This is a genomic window from Candidatus Pelagibacter sp. HIMB1542 (genome assembly GCF_052047835.1).
Taxonomy (GTDB): Bacteria; Pseudomonadota; Alphaproteobacteria; order Pelagibacterales; family Pelagibacteraceae; genus Pelagibacter.
This window is the reverse complement of record NZ_JBNAJB010000002.1, coordinates 394,284-413,333: the sequence shown is the minus strand read 5'-3', so window position 1 is coordinate 413,333 and position 19,050 is coordinate 394,284. Positions and strand designations below refer to the sequence as shown.

Below are 19,050 nucleotides of genomic sequence, written 5' to 3'. Positions count from 1 at the left end.
AATTTTATGAGTGATGATCTTTTAACTAAAAAATGTTTGCCTTGTGAAGGAGGAGTTCTTCCTTTTGATGTATCTGAAATTCATAAATATCAGAAGAAAGTTGATGGTTGGGATATCACAGAAGATGAAAATAAAATATTTTTTCTATTTAAAAAATTTAAATTTGAAAACTTTTTAAAAAGTCAAAATTTTGTTAATGAAGTTGGTAAAATTTCTGAGGAAGAGGGTCATCATCCAGATATAAGTTTTGGTTGGGGTTATGCAGAAATTAAAATTACTACACATGCCATCAAAGGTCTTTCCGAAAATGATTTTATTTTAGCTGCTAAGATAGACAGAGCTACTAATGCCTGAAATGTCTTGTCTTAGAAAAGACTAGAATTGTATCTGTTTCGTTTGCAAATTTAATGATTTCTTTATCTCTAATTGATCCAGAAGGCTGTATTACAGCTTGAACTCCTGATTGAACTAATTTTTCAATTCCATCCACAAATGGAAAGAAAGCATCAGATGCTGCAACCAAATTATCTCCAAATAAATTAAATTTTCTCATTTTATTAATTGCTATCTCGCAGCTATCTAATCTACTCGGTTGACCTGATCCAATACCAACAATTGACTCATCTTTTGCAAGAACAATTGCGTTTGATTTGACATATCTACAAACATTGAATGCAAAAATTAGATTTCTAAGCATCTTAGGGTTTGGTTTTCTTTTAGATACAACTTTAAAATCTTTATTTTTGAATATTTTTAAATCTTCAGATTGAATCAATATTGCTTCATTTGATGAATTGAATTTTGTAATTTCACTAAGTGAATAATTTGTTGCATCAATTACACGTAAATTTTTTTTATTTTTAAGTATTTTTAGAGCATCATTATCAAAACCATTAGCAATAATTACTTCTAAAAAAAGTTTATTGAGCTCAACTGCAAGATTTTTCTTTATTTTAAAATTACAAGAAACAATTCCCCCAAAAGCACTTATGGGATCACATGCTAATGCAGATTTATAGCTATCTATAGGATTTGAATTTATTGATACACCACAAGGGTTTGCATGTTTTACAATTACAGTACCTTTATTTTTTGGTAATGATTTTGAAATAGTCAAGGCAGCAAATATATCGTTATAATTATTATAACTTAGTTGTTTTCCATGAATTTGATTTAAATTAGTTTTTAGATTTTTTGAATAGTACCCACTAAATTGATGTGGATTTTCTCCATACCTAAGTTTTTCAATTAAATTTGCAGAAAAAACTTTTTTATCTGGCAAGTGTATATTTGTCTTTTTATTAAAATAACTTGAAATTATAGAGTCATAGTAAGCAGTTTCTGTAAAAGCTGTTCTTGATAGTTTTTCTCTGAAATTTAATGATGTAGCTCCGTTATTTTTATTCATCTCATTAATTAATTCTTGATATTGATCTGAAGAAGTAATTACAGTTACATCATTATAATTTTTAGCAGCAGATCTAACCATTGTGGGACCCCCCACATCTATATTTTCAATTATTTTTTTATGATTATTTATAGTTTCTAAAGTTTTTTCAAAAGGATAAAAATTTACAATTACTAGATCAATATTTTCAAAATTGTTTTTTTTTAAGTCATTTAAATGTGTTTTATTATTCCTTTTATTAAGGATTCCTGCGTGTATTTTTGGATGTAAGGTTTTAACTCTTCCCTCTAAAATTTCAGGAGAATCTGTAAAATCAGATACTTCTAAACAATTAAATTTTAATTTTTTTATTTCTTTATATGTACCACCAGAACTAATAATTTTGATTTGATATTTTTTTAAAATTTCTAAAATTGGTTTTAAATTATTTTTATCTGATACAGAAATAAGAGCTGTCTTTATTTTTTTCATTATATTTTATTTATTTCCCATCTAATTATTTGTTCATTTTCATTATTCATGCCTGAAATAAATATATTTTGGTTTTCTTGATATGAATTTTTATTACCGAAATATAAACCATTATCAATATTTATATCATAGTTATCACAACTAAATTGCCAACCTTCATCTTCTAATTGTATTAATATAAACTTATTATTTTGTGTTTTCATAACTTTAGAGTTGGGATGAAGATGAAATCTAATATCAAATTTAATTTGTTTATCAGGATCTTTTCTTACTATTTTATCATGACCAATAAATTTAAATTGTTCAGGATAGAATTCTATTTCTCTATGATGATCTAATTTAAACTTTTTGAAGTAACCATTATGACTAGCTGAAATTTTCCAATAATTCTTCTCAAAAACTATATTTTTATTTCCAATTTTTAAATCTTTTTGTATCAAAAAATTATCACCAGCTTTAATAAAATCACATGAAGAATAATCTTCAATTGAAAGTGTGCTGTGTAAAGCAGTACTTTTGGAAAATTTATTCAGTCTGTTTTTTGTATCTGGATAATATCCAGAATTTGAAATTAATTTTTTACCATTAGAAAAAATTTCAAAAGACAAGGCACCTGCCTGATAATTTTTGGTATATATTTTTTCAGGATTTGAACCAACATCAGCTGCTAGGATAAACTTTTTATTTTGTAATATTGTATATCCAGCCAACTCATTGATTTGATTTTTAAAAGTATATCCAAATCGTTTTAAATAGTGGTCAAATTCATGATAATTAGATGAATAATTTCCATTAAAAAATATATCTTGTTTTATGTTTTGCCATATAAAAGCATAACTGGATCCTAAATAATATATAGTTTCATCAATATATTCTGGAATTGGATTTTGTGATTCTTTAAACCACTCTCTAATAATGATGAGATATTTAAGATAAAAAACTAAATTTTGTATATTTCTTGATTTGGGAAAACCTTGTTTATCAAGAGAGTTTTTGATTAAATTTTTTAGTATGTTTAAACCACTGTCTAAATAATTTTTCTCATCTTTATATGCTAAACCTGTTAAAATTATTGCAGCACAACCAATCAGTTTTTCCTCTGTTTCATCTAAATTTTTGATCTCATTTAATAAATGGTTGGTTTGTTTCTGAACCATATGATTAAAAAATAATCTATATTCTTCATTACTATCTTCATAAGTTAACTGATGATTGGAAAGCCAAGCAATAATTCTTTTTGCAGTAATATTGAATTCCCAGATATTTTCATCAAATTTTTCATTTTTATTATTCCAATTAAGAATAATTGATTGCGTGGTTTTTTTAGATGATTTTAAATCCAAACTAAAAAACCAAAAAAAATTATTTAGTTTTTTAAAGTCTTTAGAAGAAATATCGTTTTTCCAGATAGTTTCAGTAGCAAAATCTTCAATTTTATATTTTTTTTTCTGATACTTTATAATTGAAGATAAAAGATGAGGACTTGGTTTGTATTCAAAATTGTTATCGAAGGTTTTTGAAATTCGCTTTTCATAAAAATTTGAATTTTTATATAATTTTTTAAATGAAGATTTTAATTTAAAAAATATTTCATTATAAAGATTTAGAGAATTTTGAGATTGCATTAACTTATTTTGTTTTTAATAAATTAATATTTTTTTTAATATCTCCATTATTGCTTTTAAAAACTGTTGTACCAGATACAAGAATATTAGCACCAGCTTCAATTGCTATTTTACAATTATCAAAATTTATCCCACCGTCTATTTCAATATCAAAGTTAAGTTTTTCTATTTCTCTAATTTTATTTAATTCTTTAATTTTTTCTAAAACTTCTGGCATGAATATTTGTCCACCAAATCCAGGATTTACACTCATTATTAAAACTAAATCAATTTTATCTAAAAGATTTTTAATTAAATCTATACTTGTTTCAGGATTGAGAGAAACTCCTACCTTTTTTTTTAGATCTTTTATTTTATTTATTGAGTTTTCTAAATTATCAGTTGCTTCAGGATGCACAGTAATTATATCTGCACCCGCATCAGCATAAGCTTCTATGTATTTATGCACTGGAGAAATCATTAAATGAACGTCAAATTTTAATGAACAATGTTTTCTGAGAGCTTTAATTACTGGAGGACCGATTGTTAAGTTTGGAACAAAGTGTCCATCCATTACATCTACATGAATCATATCAGCTCCGCCTTCCTCAAGTCTTTTTATTTCAGTACCTAATTGGCTAAAATCAGCTGATAAAATTGATGGAGATATTTGTATATTTTTCATTGATATCTAAACTTACTAGTATCAATTTTTAAAATTTAATTGAATTAAAAAATTGATAAATCTGCCTAGAAATTTCACTTTCAAGAGGGAAGGATAACATTCCCATAACTGAATATCCCAAGATCCAAGGCATCAAATAAAATCTAATCATGAAAAAGAACCAAGCCACATAAAGAGGTACCAATGGTTGAATTATGAAAGAAGGAGTAACAGATTTAAAAATTCTTAGTAAGGGATTGGTAAATTTTACAAAAGCTTTCATAAAAAAAAAATTTGAGTCTTCTCTTTGAAAGATATTCATTGCTACTCTTCCAACTAAAGTCCACATTATAATTCCAAGGATATAGTCAATTACATAAACTAAAGGATGAAAGTTAGCAGACATTAAGGAATTTATATTTGATCTTAAAAAGAAATAAAAGGGGCGAAATTAATCGCCCCTTAAAAAGATTATTTATTTTTGGCCGCCGATTACAGATGCACCCGCAGGTACCCTAGAATCATCAACCATTTTTTGTGTTGCAGCGCTCGGTGCTGAAGTCATTAAACTTACAACAACCATAGCTACTAAGCTAACAGTAGATCCGAAGATACCAAATGTTAACTGAGTAATGCCTAAGAATCCGCTTCCACCACTTCGTACCCAAACTAGATACACGAAACCAGAAACTAATCCTAAGACCATACCAGCTATAGCACCTTCTTTATTAGCTCTCTTCCACCATACACCAAGTACAAGTGGCCAGAACAATCCAGACATCGCAAAGTCAAAAGCCCAGATTACTGAACCTAAGATACCTTGGATCTCCATTGCTGCAATAGTTGCTCCTGCAAAACCAATTACTACAAGTAATACCCTTGCAACAACAAGTCTTTTAGCAGTCTCAGCTTTAGGGTCTACCATTTTGTAGTAAACGTCATGCGAGATTGCATTTGCGATTGCAAGAATCAAACCATCTGCAGTTGACATCGCAGCTGCCAAACCTCCAGCAGCAACTAGACCTGAGATTACATATGGTAATCCAGCAATTTCTGGTGTTGCTAATACAACGGCTTTACCACCCATGAAGAACTCGTTTAATTCAACAGTTCCATTTCCGTTAAAGTCGCTTACAAACATCAGATTTGCTTGGTTCCAGTTTTGATACCAATCGATTGCTTGAACTTCTGCAATTGATTTACCAATAATACCTGTTGGTAAGTTTGGATCAATCAAAGCAAGTTTAGATAGTGTCGCTAACATTGGTGCAGAAGAATATAGTAGGAAGATAAAGAATACTGACCAACCTACTGATTTTCTAGCTGCTTTTACACTTGGAGTAGTAAAGAACCTCATCATTACGTGAGGTAATGAAGCTGTTCCCATCATCATTGCTAATGCTAATGAGATGAAAGCCCAAGGTGTTGCGTTAACTTCAGAGTGAGCCTTAGTAATACCAGCTAACCCTTTAGGTACTGTAGCTAAATCAGCAGCAGAGTTTTTAACAAACCCATACTGTTGCTCTAACTCACCAATTCTAGCAACTTCATCAGCTAACATAAAGTGTGGGAAGAAACCCGCACCAATGTTGTTACTGATCCAGAATACTGGAAGTAGGTAAGCTATAATTAGCACAATGTATTGTGCAACCTGTGTCCAAGTTACCCCTCTCATACCACCAAGCATTGAACATAGTAAAATACTTACTAGTCCAACATATACTGCGTATTGGAATGGGATATCTAAAGCAACAGCTGCAATAGTACCTGTAGCGTTAATTTGTGCAGTCACATATGTGAATGATGCAACAGTTAAAACGATAACCGCCATCAATCTTGCAGTATTACCACCGTATCTAGTACCTACGAAATCTGGAACTGTGTAACAACCAAATTTTCTTAAGTATGGTGCTAATAAAGTTGCAACCAACACATAACCACCTGTCCAACCTACAAGCAAAGCCATATATCCATAACCTTTGAAGTAAATACCACCTGCCATAGCAACGAATGAAGCTCCAGACATCCAGTCGGCTGCTGTTGCCATTCCGTTGAACACAGTTGGAACCGTTCTTCCAGCTACGTAATAGTTACTTGCTTGGGCTGTTCGAGATAGCCAACCAATTGCTGCGTAGATGAAAATGGTAAAACCTACAAAGCAAATACCTATTGCTTTTGCAGACATACCCATCTGCTCACCAATCGCCATTAAGATTATGAAACCTATAAATCCACCTGTGTAGATTCCATAAACTTTAGGCAAGTTATCTATAAAATTACCCTTAATCATTAGTCGTCTCCTTTTTCACTAAAGCCGAACTCTTCATCAATTTTTTCTTGTCTACCTGCAAACCAGAAAATAAGGATTACAAATATTGCAAGAGAACCTTGACATGTGAACCAGTAAGTTAATGGATACCCAAAAGGTCCAGTAACTTCGTTCATTTCAGCTCCGAAAAGGAATATACCCATTGAGAATACAGCCCAGATTGCAAGTGTTACAAACAACAAGCCTCTGGTTTTTTCCCAGTGTTGAGCGTTTTTCGCCATGTATACCTCTCTTTTTTAGTTATAACTGATAAAACATTAACCATTATAAAAGAGAATAAAAGTGTAAAATTAGACGTATTAGGTTAATTTTTTCTAATATTTTCAATAAAATTAACTTTTTATGGATAAAAAAAAATTAAGTTGGAAAGATTTATCTTTGAGCGATTTCAAAGTTTATTTTTTTTCATTGTTTAAAGCTTTTATTCCTAAAAAAAAAATTAAAACTTTAGATGAGTTAGAGGAGTTTATCCAAACAAAATCTGCCTGGGTATCTCAAGTTACACTTTATAGTTACTTAAAAACTAGAATGGGGACAAGATATGTTCTTCATTTTGATAATGATGAATTTATGAAGTCTGTCAATGAAGCTAAATGGAATATTTATTCTGTTGCTCTTCAAGATTTAACATTTTTCACTTTTTCATATTTAAAAGTTCATTCTAATTTTAATGAAATAGATAAAGCTAAGGAAATTTTTTTAAAAATTTTAGATGATGAAACAACAAATGGTATGCCTTTGAATATCATCGAAGAAGCAAAAAAAGAATTTGATGAAAGATTAATTAAAATTGATTGGGAGAAGTATCATAATGATCGTCCTTTCAATCCAAGTGCATTGGCAATGTACAAATGGGCACCAATAGCAGATGAATTAAAAACTCTTGATCGAAAAATAGTTTTAAATTCTGTTATTTTAAAATGGGATGTTATTAAAAAAGAATTTAAAGACAGAATACAGTTTTAAATATTTTTTCTGTTTTCAACCAAACTATCTACAACACTAGGGTCTGCTAATGTAGTAGTGTCTCCTAATTGACCATGTTCGTTTGCAGCTATTTTTCTTAAAATTCTTCTCATAATTTTCCCAGATCTTGTTTTTGGAAGTCCTGGAGTGAAATGAATTAAATCAGGAGTTGCAAGTGGACCAATTTGTTTTCTAACCCAAAGTTTTAGATCTCTTTCGAGTTCGCCAGTTTCTCTTTCGCCAGCATTTAATGTTACGTAACAATATAGTCCATTACCTTTAATATCATGTGGGTAACCTACGACAGCTGCTTCTGCTACCTTTGGATGAGCTACAAATGCACTTTCAATTTCAGCAGTACCCAAGTTGTGTCCTGATACAATAATTACATCATCTACCCGACCTGTAATCCAGTAGTATCCGTCTTTATCTCTTCGACATCCGTCACCAGTAAAATATTTGCCATCAAACTGAGAAAAATAAGTATCAATAAATCTTTGATGATCCCCATATACTGTTCTCATTTGTCCAGGCCATGATTGTGCTATACAAAGTCTTCCTTCTCCAGGTCCTTTTATCTCTTTGCCTGATTTATCAACCAACATAGGCTTAATTCCATAAAATGGTTTTGTTGCAGAGCCAGGTTTTAAAGGAATAGCACCTGTTTGAGGTGCAATTAATATCCCTCCTGTTTCTGTCTGCCACCAAGTATCTACAATCGGGCACTTAGAATTTCCAACTGTTTTGTAATACCACATCCATGCCTCTGGATTTATTGGTTCACCAACAGTTCCAAGTAATTTTAAAGATTTTCTAGATGTTTTTTTGACAGGCTTATCACCTTCTCTCATTAGAGCTCTGATTGCAGTGGGCGCAGTATAAAAAGTATTTACTTTGTATTTGTCGACTATTTGCCACCATCTAGAGCTATCAGGATAGTTTGGTATTCCTTCAAACATTATAGTTGTTGCACCGTTAGAAAGGGGACCATAGATAATATAACTGTGACCTGTCACCCAACCAATATCAGCAGTACACCAATAAATATCTTTTGGTTTGTAATTAAAAATATATTGATGAGTCATTGATGCATACACCATGTATCCACCTGTTGTGTGTAAAACTCCCTTTGGTTTTCCAGTTGAACCTGATGTGTATAAAATAAATAAAGGATCTTCTGCGTTCATTTCCTCAGGCTCACACTGAGAAGGAACATCTTTAATTAAATCATGATACCAAACATCTCTATCATAATTCCAACTAATTGAATTTCCTGTACGTTTAACAACAATACATTTTTTCACATTAGGACAGCTCTCTAATGCTTCATCAGTTGTTTCTTTTAATGGAATAGTTTTTCCACCCCTAACACCTTCATCTGCTGTAATTATATATTCTGACTCACAATCATTAACTCTTCCAGAAATAGAGTCTGCAGAAAAACCTCCAAAAATAATTGAGTGGACTGCACCAATTCTAACACATGCTAACATTAAAATAGCAAGCTCAGGTATCATTGTAAGATAAATTGTAACCCGATCTCCCTTTTTAATGCCTAATTTTTTTAAACCATTTGCTGCTTTAGAAACTTTTTGATGAAGTTGTTTGTAGGTAATTTTTTGACTATCTTTTGGATCATCACCAACCCAAATTATTGCTGTTTTATCTTTTTTATCTTTTAGATGTCTATCGATACAGTTTGCAGATGCATTTAGCGTTCCATCTTCAAACCATTTAATTTTTACTTCCTTAGAACTGTATTTAACGTCTTTAATTTTTTTATAAGGTTTAATCCAAGTAATTCTTTTTCCCTCTTTTTTCCAAAATTCGTCGTTATTTTTTATAGATTGAGAATATTTTTGCTCGTATTTACTTTTGTTAGCTAAACTACTTTTGATCCACTCAGGTTTAGTTTTTATAACTAATTCAGGAGCAGGTTTTTCATTTTGTTTTAAAATTTTTTTTGATTTTTTTCTTTTAACTTTAGTTTTTTTCTTAACTGCAGTTTTCTTTCTTACTTTAGTTTTTTTTTTAGATTTAGCTTTTTTCTTTTTTTTTGGCATGGATTTTTTTTTCTTAAATTTTACTCATGTTATTTATAATTTTCCAGCTTTTATCATCGATTGGCATTACTGAAAGTCTACTTTGTTTAATAAGCGCTAAATCCCTTAAATCCTTATTTTTTTTGATATTTTCAAGGGTCACTGGTTTAGAGAACTTACTTTTAAATTGGACTGTTACTGCAACAAATCTTCCATTCTTATCAGTTTTATCTAAATAGTGTTCTTTAATTACTTTTACTATCCCAACCACTTCTTTGCCAATATTAGAGTGATAAAAAAAACATAGATCACCCTTCTTCATACTTTTTAGATTGTTTGCTGCTTGATAATTTCTAACACCATCCCAAGGTGCTCCTTTTTTTCCAGCCTTAATTTGTTGATCAATTGACCAAACATCTGGTTCAGATTTTAATAACCAATAGTTCATTACAGTTGCACTCCTGCACCTTTTAAAAATGCAGCTTTTTCATCTAAAGGCCATCTTGGTTTAGCTGGATAATCCAAAGTATTAAATTCATTTAATTTGTATTTTTCTAGACCTACCATTGCAATCATTGCAGCATTATCTCCACAAAGTTCTATTGGTGGAAATATACTTTTATAGTTATTAGCTTCACATAAATTAATTAACATAGATCTAATTTTTTTGTTAGCAGCAACTCCCCCAGCAACTACAAAAACTTTTTCTTTTAATTTATTTTCTTTTTCAAATTCTTCAAATGCTATCTTTGTTTTTTTATTAAGAATTTCTTCAACAGTTTTTTGAAAAGAAGCTGCTAAATCAAATTTTTCTTGTTCTGTTTTTATAGATTTTGCAATTTTTAAAATTGCAGTTTTTAATCCTGCAAAAGATAAATTGCATCCACCTTTATTAAAAATTGGTTTGGGTAAATCATATTTCTCAGGATCTCCTTTTTTTGCCAAAATTTCGATTTGTGGTCCACCAGGAAATTCAATCCCTAAAAGTTTAGCTGTTTTATCAAATGCTTCACCTAATGCGTCATCAATAGTTGTTCCTAATCTTTTATATTTTCCAAGACCTTGAACACTTAAATATTGTGAGTGACCTCCTGAAATTAATAATAATAGATAGGGATAATTTAAATGGGAATTTAACTTAGGACTTAATGCATGGCCCTCGAGATGGTTAACTGCTATAAAAGGTTTATTGATTGCGCTTGCAAAAGCTTTTCCAAAACTTAAACCAACCGACAAACAAACAATTAAACCTGGCCCAGCAGTTGAAGCAACAGCATCAATTTCTTCAATTTTTTTTCCACTATCTGAGATTGCTTTCTCAACAATCCAGTCTATTTTTTCTATATGTGATCTTGCGGCTAGTTCGGGAACTACTCCCCCAAATTCTTTGTGAACATCAACCTGACTAGAAACAATATTGGATAAAACTGTTGGAATTCCTTTGTCATTTTCAGTTATTATAGATGCTGCAGTTTCATCACAGCTAGTCTCTATTCCAAGAATTAAGGGTTTTTTACTCATTCAAATAGTTTTTAATAATTGTACAATCTCAATACAAGTAAGAAATAAATTTTTAATGAATAGAAAAATTATAATAGGCTCAAGAGGAAGTAAATTGGCTTTGCTTTATGCGCAAAAAGCTAAAGATAAAATTATTGAAGTTTTAGAATTACAAGATGATCAGATTGTCGTTCAAACAATAACTACAAAAGGTGATCAAATTCAGGATCGAAGATTGTCAGAGGTTGGTGGTAAGGGTTTATTTTCTAGTACGATTGAAAAAGAACTGAAAGAAAAAAAAATTGATATAGCGGTACATGCATTAAAAGATATGCCAGCCATTGAAACTGAAGGACTTAGAACTAATTCATTTTTACAAAGGACAGATCCAAGAGAAATTTTAATAACAAATGACAACAAAAATATTAAGGAATTAAAACAAAATGCAACAGTAGGAACCTCATCTTATAGAAGGGAATTTCAAATTAAAAAAATAAGATCAGATTTAAACTGTAAATTAATAAGAGGAAATGTAGATACCAGAATCAAAAAGCTAAGAGAAGGCATTTATGATGCAATAGTTTTATCTTATGCGGGTATAAAATATTTAAATTTAGATAATGAAATTTCTGAAATTTTTTCGACTGATCAAATTATTCCAAGTGCAGGCCAAGGTATTATTGCTTTACAGTGTAGAGATGATGATGATGAAATTATAAAAGTTTTGGAAAAAATAAATCATAAAGATACTTATATGAGAGCTCACATAGAGAGAAACATTTTAAAGGTATTGGAAGGTGACTGCGAAACTGCAATAGGTGCTCATTCAATTATAGAACGAGATAAAATTACAGTTGAAGCTGAACTATTCTCATTAGACGGTTCCCAAATATTTTATGAAAAAAAATCTGGTAGTATTAATATGTTTAAAGAAATTGGAACAGAAGTTGGCAACATTTTAAAAATTAAATCAAATAATTCATATAAAAAGTAAAATGCATATTTTGTTAACTAGACCCATAGAAGATTGTTCAGAAATGATAGTTAAGTTTCAATCTTTAGATCATAAAGTTTCTCACCTGCCATTAATAAATATTCAAAAAGTTCAACATGAAGAAATTAACTCTGGTGATTATGGTGGTTTAATTTTTACAAGTTCTAATGCTGTAAAAAATTTAAATGTAGAAGATTTAGATAAAAAATTAATTTGTTTTTGTGTTGGTAGTGCTACAGAAAAAAAAGCTAGAAGTTTGGGATTTCAAAATACAATTGCTGCAGAAGGAAATGTTTCAAATCTTAAAGAACTAATTTTTCAAAATTATGAATTAAAAGAAACTCCACTTCTTTATATAAGTGGTGAGATTATAACAACTGATTTAGACCAACAATTATTAAAAGAAGGGTATGCTGTTAAACGTATTATTAATTATAAAGTAAATCATACTGAAAATTTTGATGAAAATTTTGTTAACGAATTAAAGCAGAATATACCAGATATTGTTTATGTTTATTCTCAAAATAGTGCCTCTAGTTTCTTAAATTTTATAAAAATCTATCAAACAGAAAACCTTTGGATGAATACAAACTTGATGTGCATAGGTGAAAAAACCTCGTCAATATTGAATGAAATCAAATGGAAAAAGATATTTCTTTTTAATCCTGGAGAAGAAGAGTTTTTGTTATATAAAATTTAGGTATGGAATTAATAAATAATTTTTCTGAAATATTTTTATCTGTTTGGAATAAAGGAATACTTGGTGTCGATATTTTTCAAATTTTAATTGGAATGGGGATATTCTTACTTTTTTTAGTCTTTAGAGGGTTAATTAGTAAATTAATTATAAAAAAATTAGAAATTATCTCAAAAAGAACAACAAACAAATTAGATGATACTTTTGTTCAGTCATTAATTGGTCCAGCTAGATTTTTACCAATTGTATTAGGTTTCTTTATTGCAAGTTACTACATGACTTTTTCCACAGAGGGTAGAGAAGTAGTTGATACAATTAATAGAACATTAATTACGATATTAATTTTTTGGGTTATTCATCAAATTATAGAACCCATTTCATATATCTTAAGTGGACTAGATAAACTTTTAACTAGAGAACTTATTGGTTGGATAATTAAATCACTTAAGATTTTAATATTTATTTTAGGATTAGCTGCAGTACTAGAACTATGGGGTATTAAGATAGGACCAATTATTGCTGGTCTTGGTTTGTTTGGAGTTGCCGTCGCGCTTGGAGCTCAAGATTTATTTAAAAATTTAATTTCTGGAATTTTAGTACTAGTTGAAAAAAGATTTAAAATTGGAGATTGGATTGCAGTAGATGGGATTATTGAAGGCACAGTTGAAAAAATTGGTTTTAGATCAACAACAATAAGAAAGTTTGATAAATCTCTAGCAATTATTCCTAATTTTCAATTTGCAGAAAATGCTGTGGTTAATGTTAGCGAAACATCTAATTGGAGAATTAGATGGATCATTACATTGCAGTACAACTCTACAATTGATCAATTAAAAAAAATCAGAGAGGAAATTGAAAGTTATATAAACAACAGTGATGATTTTAATCAATCAACTGGGGTTGCAGTTAGAATTGAGAAGTTTTCTGATAGTTCAATAGATTTATTGGTAAGATGTTTTACGAATTCAAATAGTTGGAGTAATTCACTAGAAGTTAAAGAGAGATTGGCAATTGAAATTAAGCAGATTGTAGAAAAAAATAAGGCCTCTTTTGCTTTTCCAAGTCAGTCAATTTATGTTGAGAAAAAATGATAGCAATTTTTTATTTAGTGTTACAGATTTTAAAACTGTATTCATATGTTGTAATAGCAAATGTAGTTATAAGCTGGTTGATAGCATTTAATGTTTTAAATACTCAAAATAGATTTATTTACTCAATTTTAGAGCTTACTTACAAATTAACTGAGCCAATACTTAATAAAATTAGACGTTTTTTGCCCAATTTAGGTTCACTAGATATTTCACCAATCATTCTTCTTCTATTGATTTGGTTTATTGAAATGTGTATGAAGCTCTACATTGCACCAATTATATTTTAGAAAGTAAAATGATTTTAATTGACGGAAAAAAAGCTGCAGCTGAATTAAGAGAAGAATTAAAACAAGAAGTATCAGGACTTAAATCTAAATATAATAAAGTCCCAGGTTTAACGGTGATATTAATTGGAGATCTTACTCCAAGCCAAATTTATGTTCGTAATAAAGAAAAATCAGCAAACGAAGTAGGGTTAAAATCAGAAGTAATTAAATATCCAGATAGTGTTGAAGAAAAAACTGTTTTAGAAAAAATTGAAGAATTAAATAAAGATGAAACAGTTTCAGGAATTTTAGTTCAATTGCCGTTACCAAAACATATAGATAAGCAAAAAGTAATTGAGGCCATTGATCCTTCCAAAGATGTAGATGGTTTTCACCCAATGAATGTAGGAAATCTTTCATCGGGTTATGAAAGTTCAGTTCCTTGTACACCTCTTGGCTGTTACTTGTTAATTAAAAAAATTGAACCAAATTTAAGTGGAAAAAAAGCAGTTGTAGTTGGTAGATCAAATTTAAATGGAAAACCAATGACCCAACTACTCTTGAAAGAAAATTGTACTGTAACAATTACTCATTCAAAAACTAAAGATCTAAAAGCTGAATGTTTAGAAGCTGATATAATTGTTGCAGCAGTTGGAATACCTGAGCTTGTAAAAGGAGATTGGGTAAAGAAAGATGCAATAGTAATTGATGTTGGTATCAATAAAACTGATAAAGGTATTGTTGGAGATGTTGATTTTGAAGATGTTTCAAAAAATGCAAAAGCTTTAACCCCAGTTCCAGGTGGTGTGGGACCAATGACTATCGCTTGTTTATTAAAAAACACAATTGAGTGTTTTAAAAGATCACAAAAATAAAGACTTTTTATCTAAGTTTAATTGTCTCAAGGATATTTAAACTGATTTAATTACTGTTGTATTTGATAAGCTGGTTTTGATGAAAAAACCTAAATACGAATACAGAATTGCAATAATAATGATTTTATTAACTGCAGTTCCAATTGGAGCTACCCAATTAGGTTGGTATTTATATAACAAACAAGTTGGATTTGATTTTGGAATGATTGCTGGAGTTTTTTCTGTTATCTTGGCTGGATATTTAATGTATGAAAAAGGTTGGAGAGATGAGGATGAGGATTAATTAATGGAAAAAATTATTTTTTTTGCTTTAGCAATTCCAATTCTAGGATTTGTTTTTTACCTAGGTGGTTCCGCAATAATGAAAGGTTTTAAGGCTAAAGTTGATAATCGACCTATTAAATCCGAGGAAACAGAATCAGATTCAGAAACAGTGATTAGACCTTCAAATAGTAACAATCTAAGTTCTGAAATTTCTAAATTAAATGAGTTGTATAGAAATGGAGCTCTTACCCAAGAAGAGTTTGAGAAAGCTAAAAGTAAATTACTGAATAATTAAATTTAGATATGTTTAATATAATTCCCAATAAAAAAAATATTGGGGCAGAGATTACTGGTCACGTTAAAAAAATTTCTAAAAAAGATTTTAAATTTTTTTTTAAAGCACTCGAACTTTATGGTATGATTTTTTTTAGAAGACAAAAATTAAGTTCATCAGATTATATAGCGTTTGCTAAACATTTTGGTAAATTAGCAAAATATCCAAGACTAAAAGGATTAAGTAAGAAATATAAACAAATTACTGTCGTTCAAAGGAAAGCAACAGATAAGGGACCTAGTTTTGGAGAACAGTTTCACACAGACTCAATTTACACAAAAAAACCGCCTAGATTTACAATGCTTTATTCTAAACTGGTTCCTAAGAAGGGTAGAGCAAACACTGAATTTTCCTCTCAATACTTAGCTTATGATTATTTGCCTAAATCAATAAAAAATAAATTACTCAAAGTGAAGGGAAGGTACTCTTCTGAAGGACCAATTTCAGTTACTACAAGAGAAAGAGTAAAAGAGAAGGGTAGAAAGATTGATGAATTAAAATCTATTCATAAAATTATAAAAAAGATAAACTCTAAAAATACGATTTATTGCAGTCCCGGACATCTTGTAGGATTTTCTCCAAATTTAAAAAATTCTGAAAAAGTTAAAAAACAATTATTTAAGCACCAAGTTAAAAAAAAGTTTCAATATTCATTAGAATGGGAAAAAGACCAGTTAGCTATTTGGGATAATAGATCCATGCTCCACCAAGCTACCCCTTTTAAAGGCAATAGAATTATGCATAGAATAACTATATTGTAGTTATAATAATTCGTTTAAGGATTTTACCTCACCAATATTAAATGTAATTGCATCTTCTCTTTTAAATCCATAATTTTCTGCATTATCTTTAAATCGAATTGGTGGTTCCATAATTGGCTCTAAAGATAAAACAAAAGTCCCCCAATGCATTCCTAATACTTTTTTGCTTTTAAGATCTTTTGCTACATTTAAAGCTTCTTCTGGAGTTGTGTGGTAAATAGTTTTGTCAAACATTGGTTTAAAATTATATGCTCCAATGTTGATTATAGTAAGATCTATCGGACCATATTTTTCTCCAAGTTCTTTATAGATGTTTCCATAACCAGTATCACAAGCAAATAAAATTTTTCTATTTTTATATTCAATTAAAAAATTCCCCCACAAAGTTTTATTTGTGTCTGTTAGACTTCTTTTTGACCAATGAACTGCTGGTAGTAAGGTTATTTTTAAATCACTATTTATATTTTTGTGATCATACCAATCCATTTCATTTACATCTTCATAATTCTTAAAATATTTTCCAAGGTTAAGTGGAACTAATACTTTTGCATCCTTGTATGGAAAATTTCTGATAGTTGACATGTCTTGATGATCATAATGATTGTGAGTTAACAAAAATAAATCTATTTTTGGAATTTCGTTAAGATCTAATGCAGGTTTAGTAAATCTCTTTGGTCCAAATATCAACGGACCTGCATTTTTTGAAAAAACAGGATCTGTAATAATTGTTGTATTACCTAATTTAATTAAATAAGTAGCGTGCCCAATCCAGGCAACGTAATCATCATTTTTGTATTTTTCTAAATCAGATTTAACTTTTTCTTTTTTGACAACATGCTCATTTGGAAAATTAAGACTAATTTTTTTTCTTAGTTTACTGAAAGTTCTATAAGAAAATTTCCCTGATCTAGATATTACAACAGGTGAACCCTTAGGATTTCGAAAAGTTCCATCTGATAAGTGGTGATAAGGTTTTTCTTTCATTTTATTAATTTTTTTTTTCCATTAGCCACAAATCATCTCCAGCTAAAAAGTAAATTTTCCCATCAACTGGGTGAACTTGTATGTCTCTAATTCTCCCAATTTTATCCTTAAAAATAATTTCCTCTTTGATTTTAGATGTGTTTGAAAATATTAATTTTCTTAAAGATTTATCTTTAAGAGAAGTAATTAATGCATGACCATTCCATTCTTCAAACTCTTTACCTTTATAGATTGTAATAGCACTTGCAGCGATTGATGGAACCCAATATTGGATGGCTTTTGTAAATCCTGTTTTCCATTTTGGACCAATTTTAGTTCCAGAATAATTTGTTCCTCCCCATCCTAAAATTTTCCAACCATAATTTTCTCCTTTCTTTGCCTCTCCAAACCAATCACCACCTCTTGCTCCATGATTGCTCATATAAATTTTTCCATCAAATTCTGAAAAAGTTAAACCCTGAGGATTTCTAACTCCTATCTGGTATATCTCTGGAAGCCAATCTGGCTTACCTTCAAACTTAGGGTTATCTTTTGGAATACTTCCATCTAAATTAATTCTAATAATACTGCCCGGATGTTGAGTTGGATCTTGAGCAATCATATTCAAGCCTCTTTCACCTGCAGAAGCAAATAAGTAATTTTCCTTGATAGCAAGTCTCGATCCAAAATGATATCCAGACTCAATTGGTGGATTTGCTTGAAATATATTTTTAAAATTTAAAGAATTCTTATTTAAATCTGCTTTTGCAATTGAGGTACTGGTTTTCCAGTCTCCTCTATTTTCTGAATATGAAATCCATAATTTTTTATCTTTATGAATAATATCTAAAAGACCACCTTGACCATGAACAAAATAGTTTAAATTATGTTCAACTTCTGAAATATTTTTTGAAACAATGTTTATTATTTTAATTTTGCCACCTTTTTCTGTAACAATTAATTCTTCACTATTGATGAAACTTGAACCCCATGGTTCACTAAAAGACCCTAATTTTTCAAAATTATAATTTTTAGAATTTGCTGTTGCAGAAATTAAAATAAAAAAAAATATAAAAATAAATTTTTTCACTTTATGAAAGTTTAGATCTACCGCCATCTACAGCTATAACTTGACCAGTGATCCAAGAACTATCTTCTGTAAGTAAAAATTTAGCAAGTGATGCTGAATCTTTTCCTTCCCCTAATCTTTTTAATGGATGCGCTTTTGCAATACCTTCTACTAAAGCAGCATTTTTTAACATTGGTTCAGCAATTTTAGATTTTGTTAAGCTTGGTGCCACACAATTTACTCTTATGTTTGGAGCAAATTCTGCAGCTAAAGAAACAGTCAGACCTTCAACAGCTGCCTTTGCTGAAGCTATAATTGCATGATTGGTGAAACCTCTTTGTGCGGCAACAGTTGAAAACATTACAATTGAACCTTTATTTTTTTTTAAACTTTCTTGATATCCCTTGATAGCCTCTACAGCAGAATAAAGATTAAGTTTCATGCATTTTTGAAAATCTTGTTCATTAATCATTCTAAGTGGCTTTAAGTCTATAGATCCTACACAGTAGGCCAATCCTTTGATTTCAGAAATATCTGATTTAACTTTTTCTACAAAACCTTCTTCAAGAACATCTACGATAGTATGTGAGCACCCAAGCTTTTCTACAATTGGAGCAAGTTCACTTTCATTTCTTGCAACTAAATGAATATCATTTCCTGAATTTTTTAATTGTTCTGCTAAACTAGATCCAATCGAGCCAGTTGCACCAAAAATAAGATATTTTTCTGACATAAAAATTTTTATTAGTTAT

Annotated in this window: 22 protein-coding genes; 10 read left to right on the top strand and 12 right to left on the bottom strand. The window is 29.8% G+C overall.

All coding sequences use genetic code 11. The annotated features are described in order from the left end of the window. Positions 1–6: 6 nt before the first annotated feature. The gene (locus tag ACTTBI_RS06455; RefSeq protein WP_440653234.1) at positions 7–354 is read left to right on the top strand and encodes a 4a-hydroxytetrahydrobiopterin dehydratase; all 348 of its coding nucleotides are present in this window, start codon (positions 7–9) and stop codon (positions 352–354) included. On the opposite strand, the gene purH is transcribed toward ACTTBI_RS06455, so the two are convergent. From purH to ACTTBI_RS06425, 6 genes are all read right to left on the bottom strand, one after another. Beyond that, a complete protein-coding gene (gene purH, locus ACTTBI_RS06450) occupies positions 344–1,879 on the bottom strand; it encodes a bifunctional phosphoribosylaminoimidazolecarboxamide formyltransferase/IMP cyclohydrolase (protein ID WP_440653232.1) in 1,536 nt (511 codons plus the stop codon). The two genes, ACTTBI_RS06455 and purH, sit on opposite strands and share 11 nt — an antisense overlap. Next, positions 1,879–3,504 carry a heparinase II/III family protein gene (locus ACTTBI_RS06445; protein ID WP_440653230.1) on the bottom strand — a complete coding sequence of 542 codons (1,626 nt, stop codon included), beginning with the start codon at positions 3,502–3,504 and terminating at the stop codon, positions 1,879–1,881. Before ACTTBI_RS06445 ends, purH begins: the two co-directional genes overlap by 1 nt. Positions 3,505–3,508: 4 nt before the next feature. After that, the gene (gene rpe, locus ACTTBI_RS06440) at positions 3,509–4,168 is read right to left on the bottom strand and encodes a ribulose-phosphate 3-epimerase (protein WP_440653228.1); all 660 of its coding nucleotides are present in this window, start codon (positions 4,166–4,168) and stop codon (positions 3,509–3,511) included. Between the two features lie 28 nt (positions 4,169–4,196). Further along, entirely contained in the window at positions 4,197–4,553 is a 357-nt protein-coding gene (locus tag ACTTBI_RS06435) for a hypothetical protein (RefSeq protein WP_440653226.1), read from the bottom strand. 69 nt (positions 4,554–4,622) lie between these two features. Continuing rightward, positions 4,623–6,437: a sodium:solute symporter family protein gene (locus tag ACTTBI_RS06430; protein WP_440653224.1), complete on the bottom strand. Its 1,815-nt coding sequence runs from the start codon at positions 6,435–6,437 to the stop codon at positions 4,623–4,625. Further along, positions 6,437–6,697: a DUF4212 domain-containing protein gene (locus ACTTBI_RS06425; protein ID WP_440613626.1), complete on the bottom strand. Its 261-nt coding sequence runs from the start codon at positions 6,695–6,697 to the stop codon at positions 6,437–6,439. Before ACTTBI_RS06425 ends, ACTTBI_RS06430 begins: the two co-directional genes overlap by 1 nt. Before the next feature lie 121 nt (positions 6,698–6,818). Between ACTTBI_RS06425 and ACTTBI_RS06420 the strand changes: the two genes are divergently transcribed. Next, entirely contained in the window at positions 6,819–7,442 is a 624-nt protein-coding gene (locus tag ACTTBI_RS06420; RefSeq protein ID WP_440653222.1) for an esterase, read from the top strand. Here the strand turns inward: ACTTBI_RS06420 and acs are convergent. The 3 genes from acs to tsaD are packed head-to-tail and all read right to left on the bottom strand — an operon-like array spanning position 7,439 to position 11,005. Continuing rightward, positions 7,439–9,505 (bottom strand): acetate--CoA ligase, encoded by a 2,067-nt coding sequence (gene acs, locus ACTTBI_RS06415; RefSeq protein WP_440653220.1) that lies wholly within the window; start codon positions 9,503–9,505, stop codon positions 7,439–7,441. The genes ACTTBI_RS06420 and acs overlap by 4 nt on opposite strands. A gap of 13 nt (positions 9,506–9,518) precedes the next feature. Continuing rightward, a complete protein-coding gene (locus ACTTBI_RS06410) occupies positions 9,519–9,932 on the bottom strand; it encodes an EVE domain-containing protein (protein WP_440653218.1) in 414 nt (137 codons plus the stop codon). After that, positions 9,932–11,005 (bottom strand): tRNA (adenosine(37)-N6)-threonylcarbamoyltransferase complex transferase subunit TsaD, encoded by a 1,074-nt coding sequence (gene tsaD / locus ACTTBI_RS06405; RefSeq protein WP_440653216.1) that lies wholly within the window; start codon positions 11,003–11,005, stop codon positions 9,932–9,934. The genes ACTTBI_RS06410 and tsaD overlap by 1 nt, the downstream gene beginning before the upstream one ends. 55 nt (positions 11,006–11,060) lie before the next feature. Here tsaD and hemC point away from each other — a divergent pair, with 55 nt between their 5' ends. From hemC to ACTTBI_RS06365, 8 genes are all read left to right on the top strand, one after another. Next, on the top strand, positions 11,061–11,978 hold the full coding sequence (hemC, locus tag ACTTBI_RS06400; RefSeq protein WP_440653214.1) for a hydroxymethylbilane synthase: 918 nt from the start codon (positions 11,061–11,063) through the stop codon (positions 11,976–11,978). Between the two features lies 1 nt (position 11,979). Next, complete coding sequence (locus ACTTBI_RS06395) at positions 11,980–12,678, top strand: uroporphyrinogen-III synthase (protein WP_440653212.1); 699 nt, start codon at positions 11,980–11,982, stop codon at positions 12,676–12,678. Between the two features lie 2 nt (positions 12,679–12,680). Next, positions 12,681–13,766 (top strand): mechanosensitive ion channel family protein, encoded by a 1,086-nt coding sequence (locus ACTTBI_RS06390; protein ID WP_440653210.1) that lies wholly within the window; start codon positions 12,681–12,683, stop codon positions 13,764–13,766. Then, positions 13,763–14,053 carry a YggT family protein gene (locus ACTTBI_RS06385; protein WP_440653207.1) on the top strand — a complete coding sequence of 97 codons (291 nt, stop codon included), beginning with the start codon at positions 13,763–13,765 and terminating at the stop codon, positions 14,051–14,053. Before ACTTBI_RS06390 ends, ACTTBI_RS06385 begins: the two co-directional genes overlap by 4 nt. Positions 14,054–14,061: 8 nt before the next feature. After that, positions 14,062–14,907, top strand: coding sequence for a bifunctional methylenetetrahydrofolate dehydrogenase/methenyltetrahydrofolate cyclohydrolase FolD (gene folD / locus ACTTBI_RS06380; protein WP_440635371.1), 846 nt, complete (start codon positions 14,062–14,064; stop codon positions 14,905–14,907). Positions 14,908–14,986: 79 nt separating this feature from the next. Next, the gene (locus ACTTBI_RS06375) at positions 14,987–15,190 is read left to right on the top strand and encodes a hypothetical protein (protein ID WP_262589965.1); all 204 of its coding nucleotides are present in this window, start codon (positions 14,987–14,989) and stop codon (positions 15,188–15,190) included. Between the two features lie 3 nt (positions 15,191–15,193). Further along, complete coding sequence (locus tag ACTTBI_RS06370) at positions 15,194–15,466, top strand: SHOCT domain-containing protein (RefSeq protein WP_440653205.1); 273 nt, start codon at positions 15,194–15,196, stop codon at positions 15,464–15,466. An 8-nt stretch (positions 15,467–15,474) separates the two neighbouring features. Then, positions 15,475–16,266, top strand: a complete 792-nt coding sequence (locus ACTTBI_RS06365) for a TauD/TfdA dioxygenase family protein (protein ID WP_440653203.1) — start codon at positions 15,475–15,477, stop codon at positions 16,264–16,266. On the opposite strand, the gene ACTTBI_RS06360 is transcribed toward ACTTBI_RS06365, so the two are convergent. Genes ACTTBI_RS06360 through ACTTBI_RS06350 form a run of 3 tightly spaced genes read right to left on the bottom strand, consistent with a single transcriptional unit; the run spans position 16,267 to position 19,031 of the window. Next, the gene (locus ACTTBI_RS06360; protein ID WP_440653201.1) at positions 16,267–17,250 is read right to left on the bottom strand and encodes an MBL fold metallo-hydrolase; all 984 of its coding nucleotides are present in this window, start codon (positions 17,248–17,250) and stop codon (positions 16,267–16,269) included. A 4-nt stretch (positions 17,251–17,254) separates the two neighbouring features. Continuing rightward, the gene (locus tag ACTTBI_RS06355) at positions 17,255–18,346 is read right to left on the bottom strand and encodes a PQQ-dependent sugar dehydrogenase (protein ID WP_440653199.1); all 1,092 of its coding nucleotides are present in this window, start codon (positions 18,344–18,346) and stop codon (positions 17,255–17,257) included. Then, entirely contained in the window at positions 18,321–19,031 is a 711-nt protein-coding gene (locus ACTTBI_RS06350; protein ID WP_440653197.1) for an SDR family NAD(P)-dependent oxidoreductase, read from the bottom strand. The genes ACTTBI_RS06355 and ACTTBI_RS06350 overlap by 26 nt, the downstream gene beginning before the upstream one ends. Positions 19,032–19,050 lie beyond the last annotated feature (19 nt).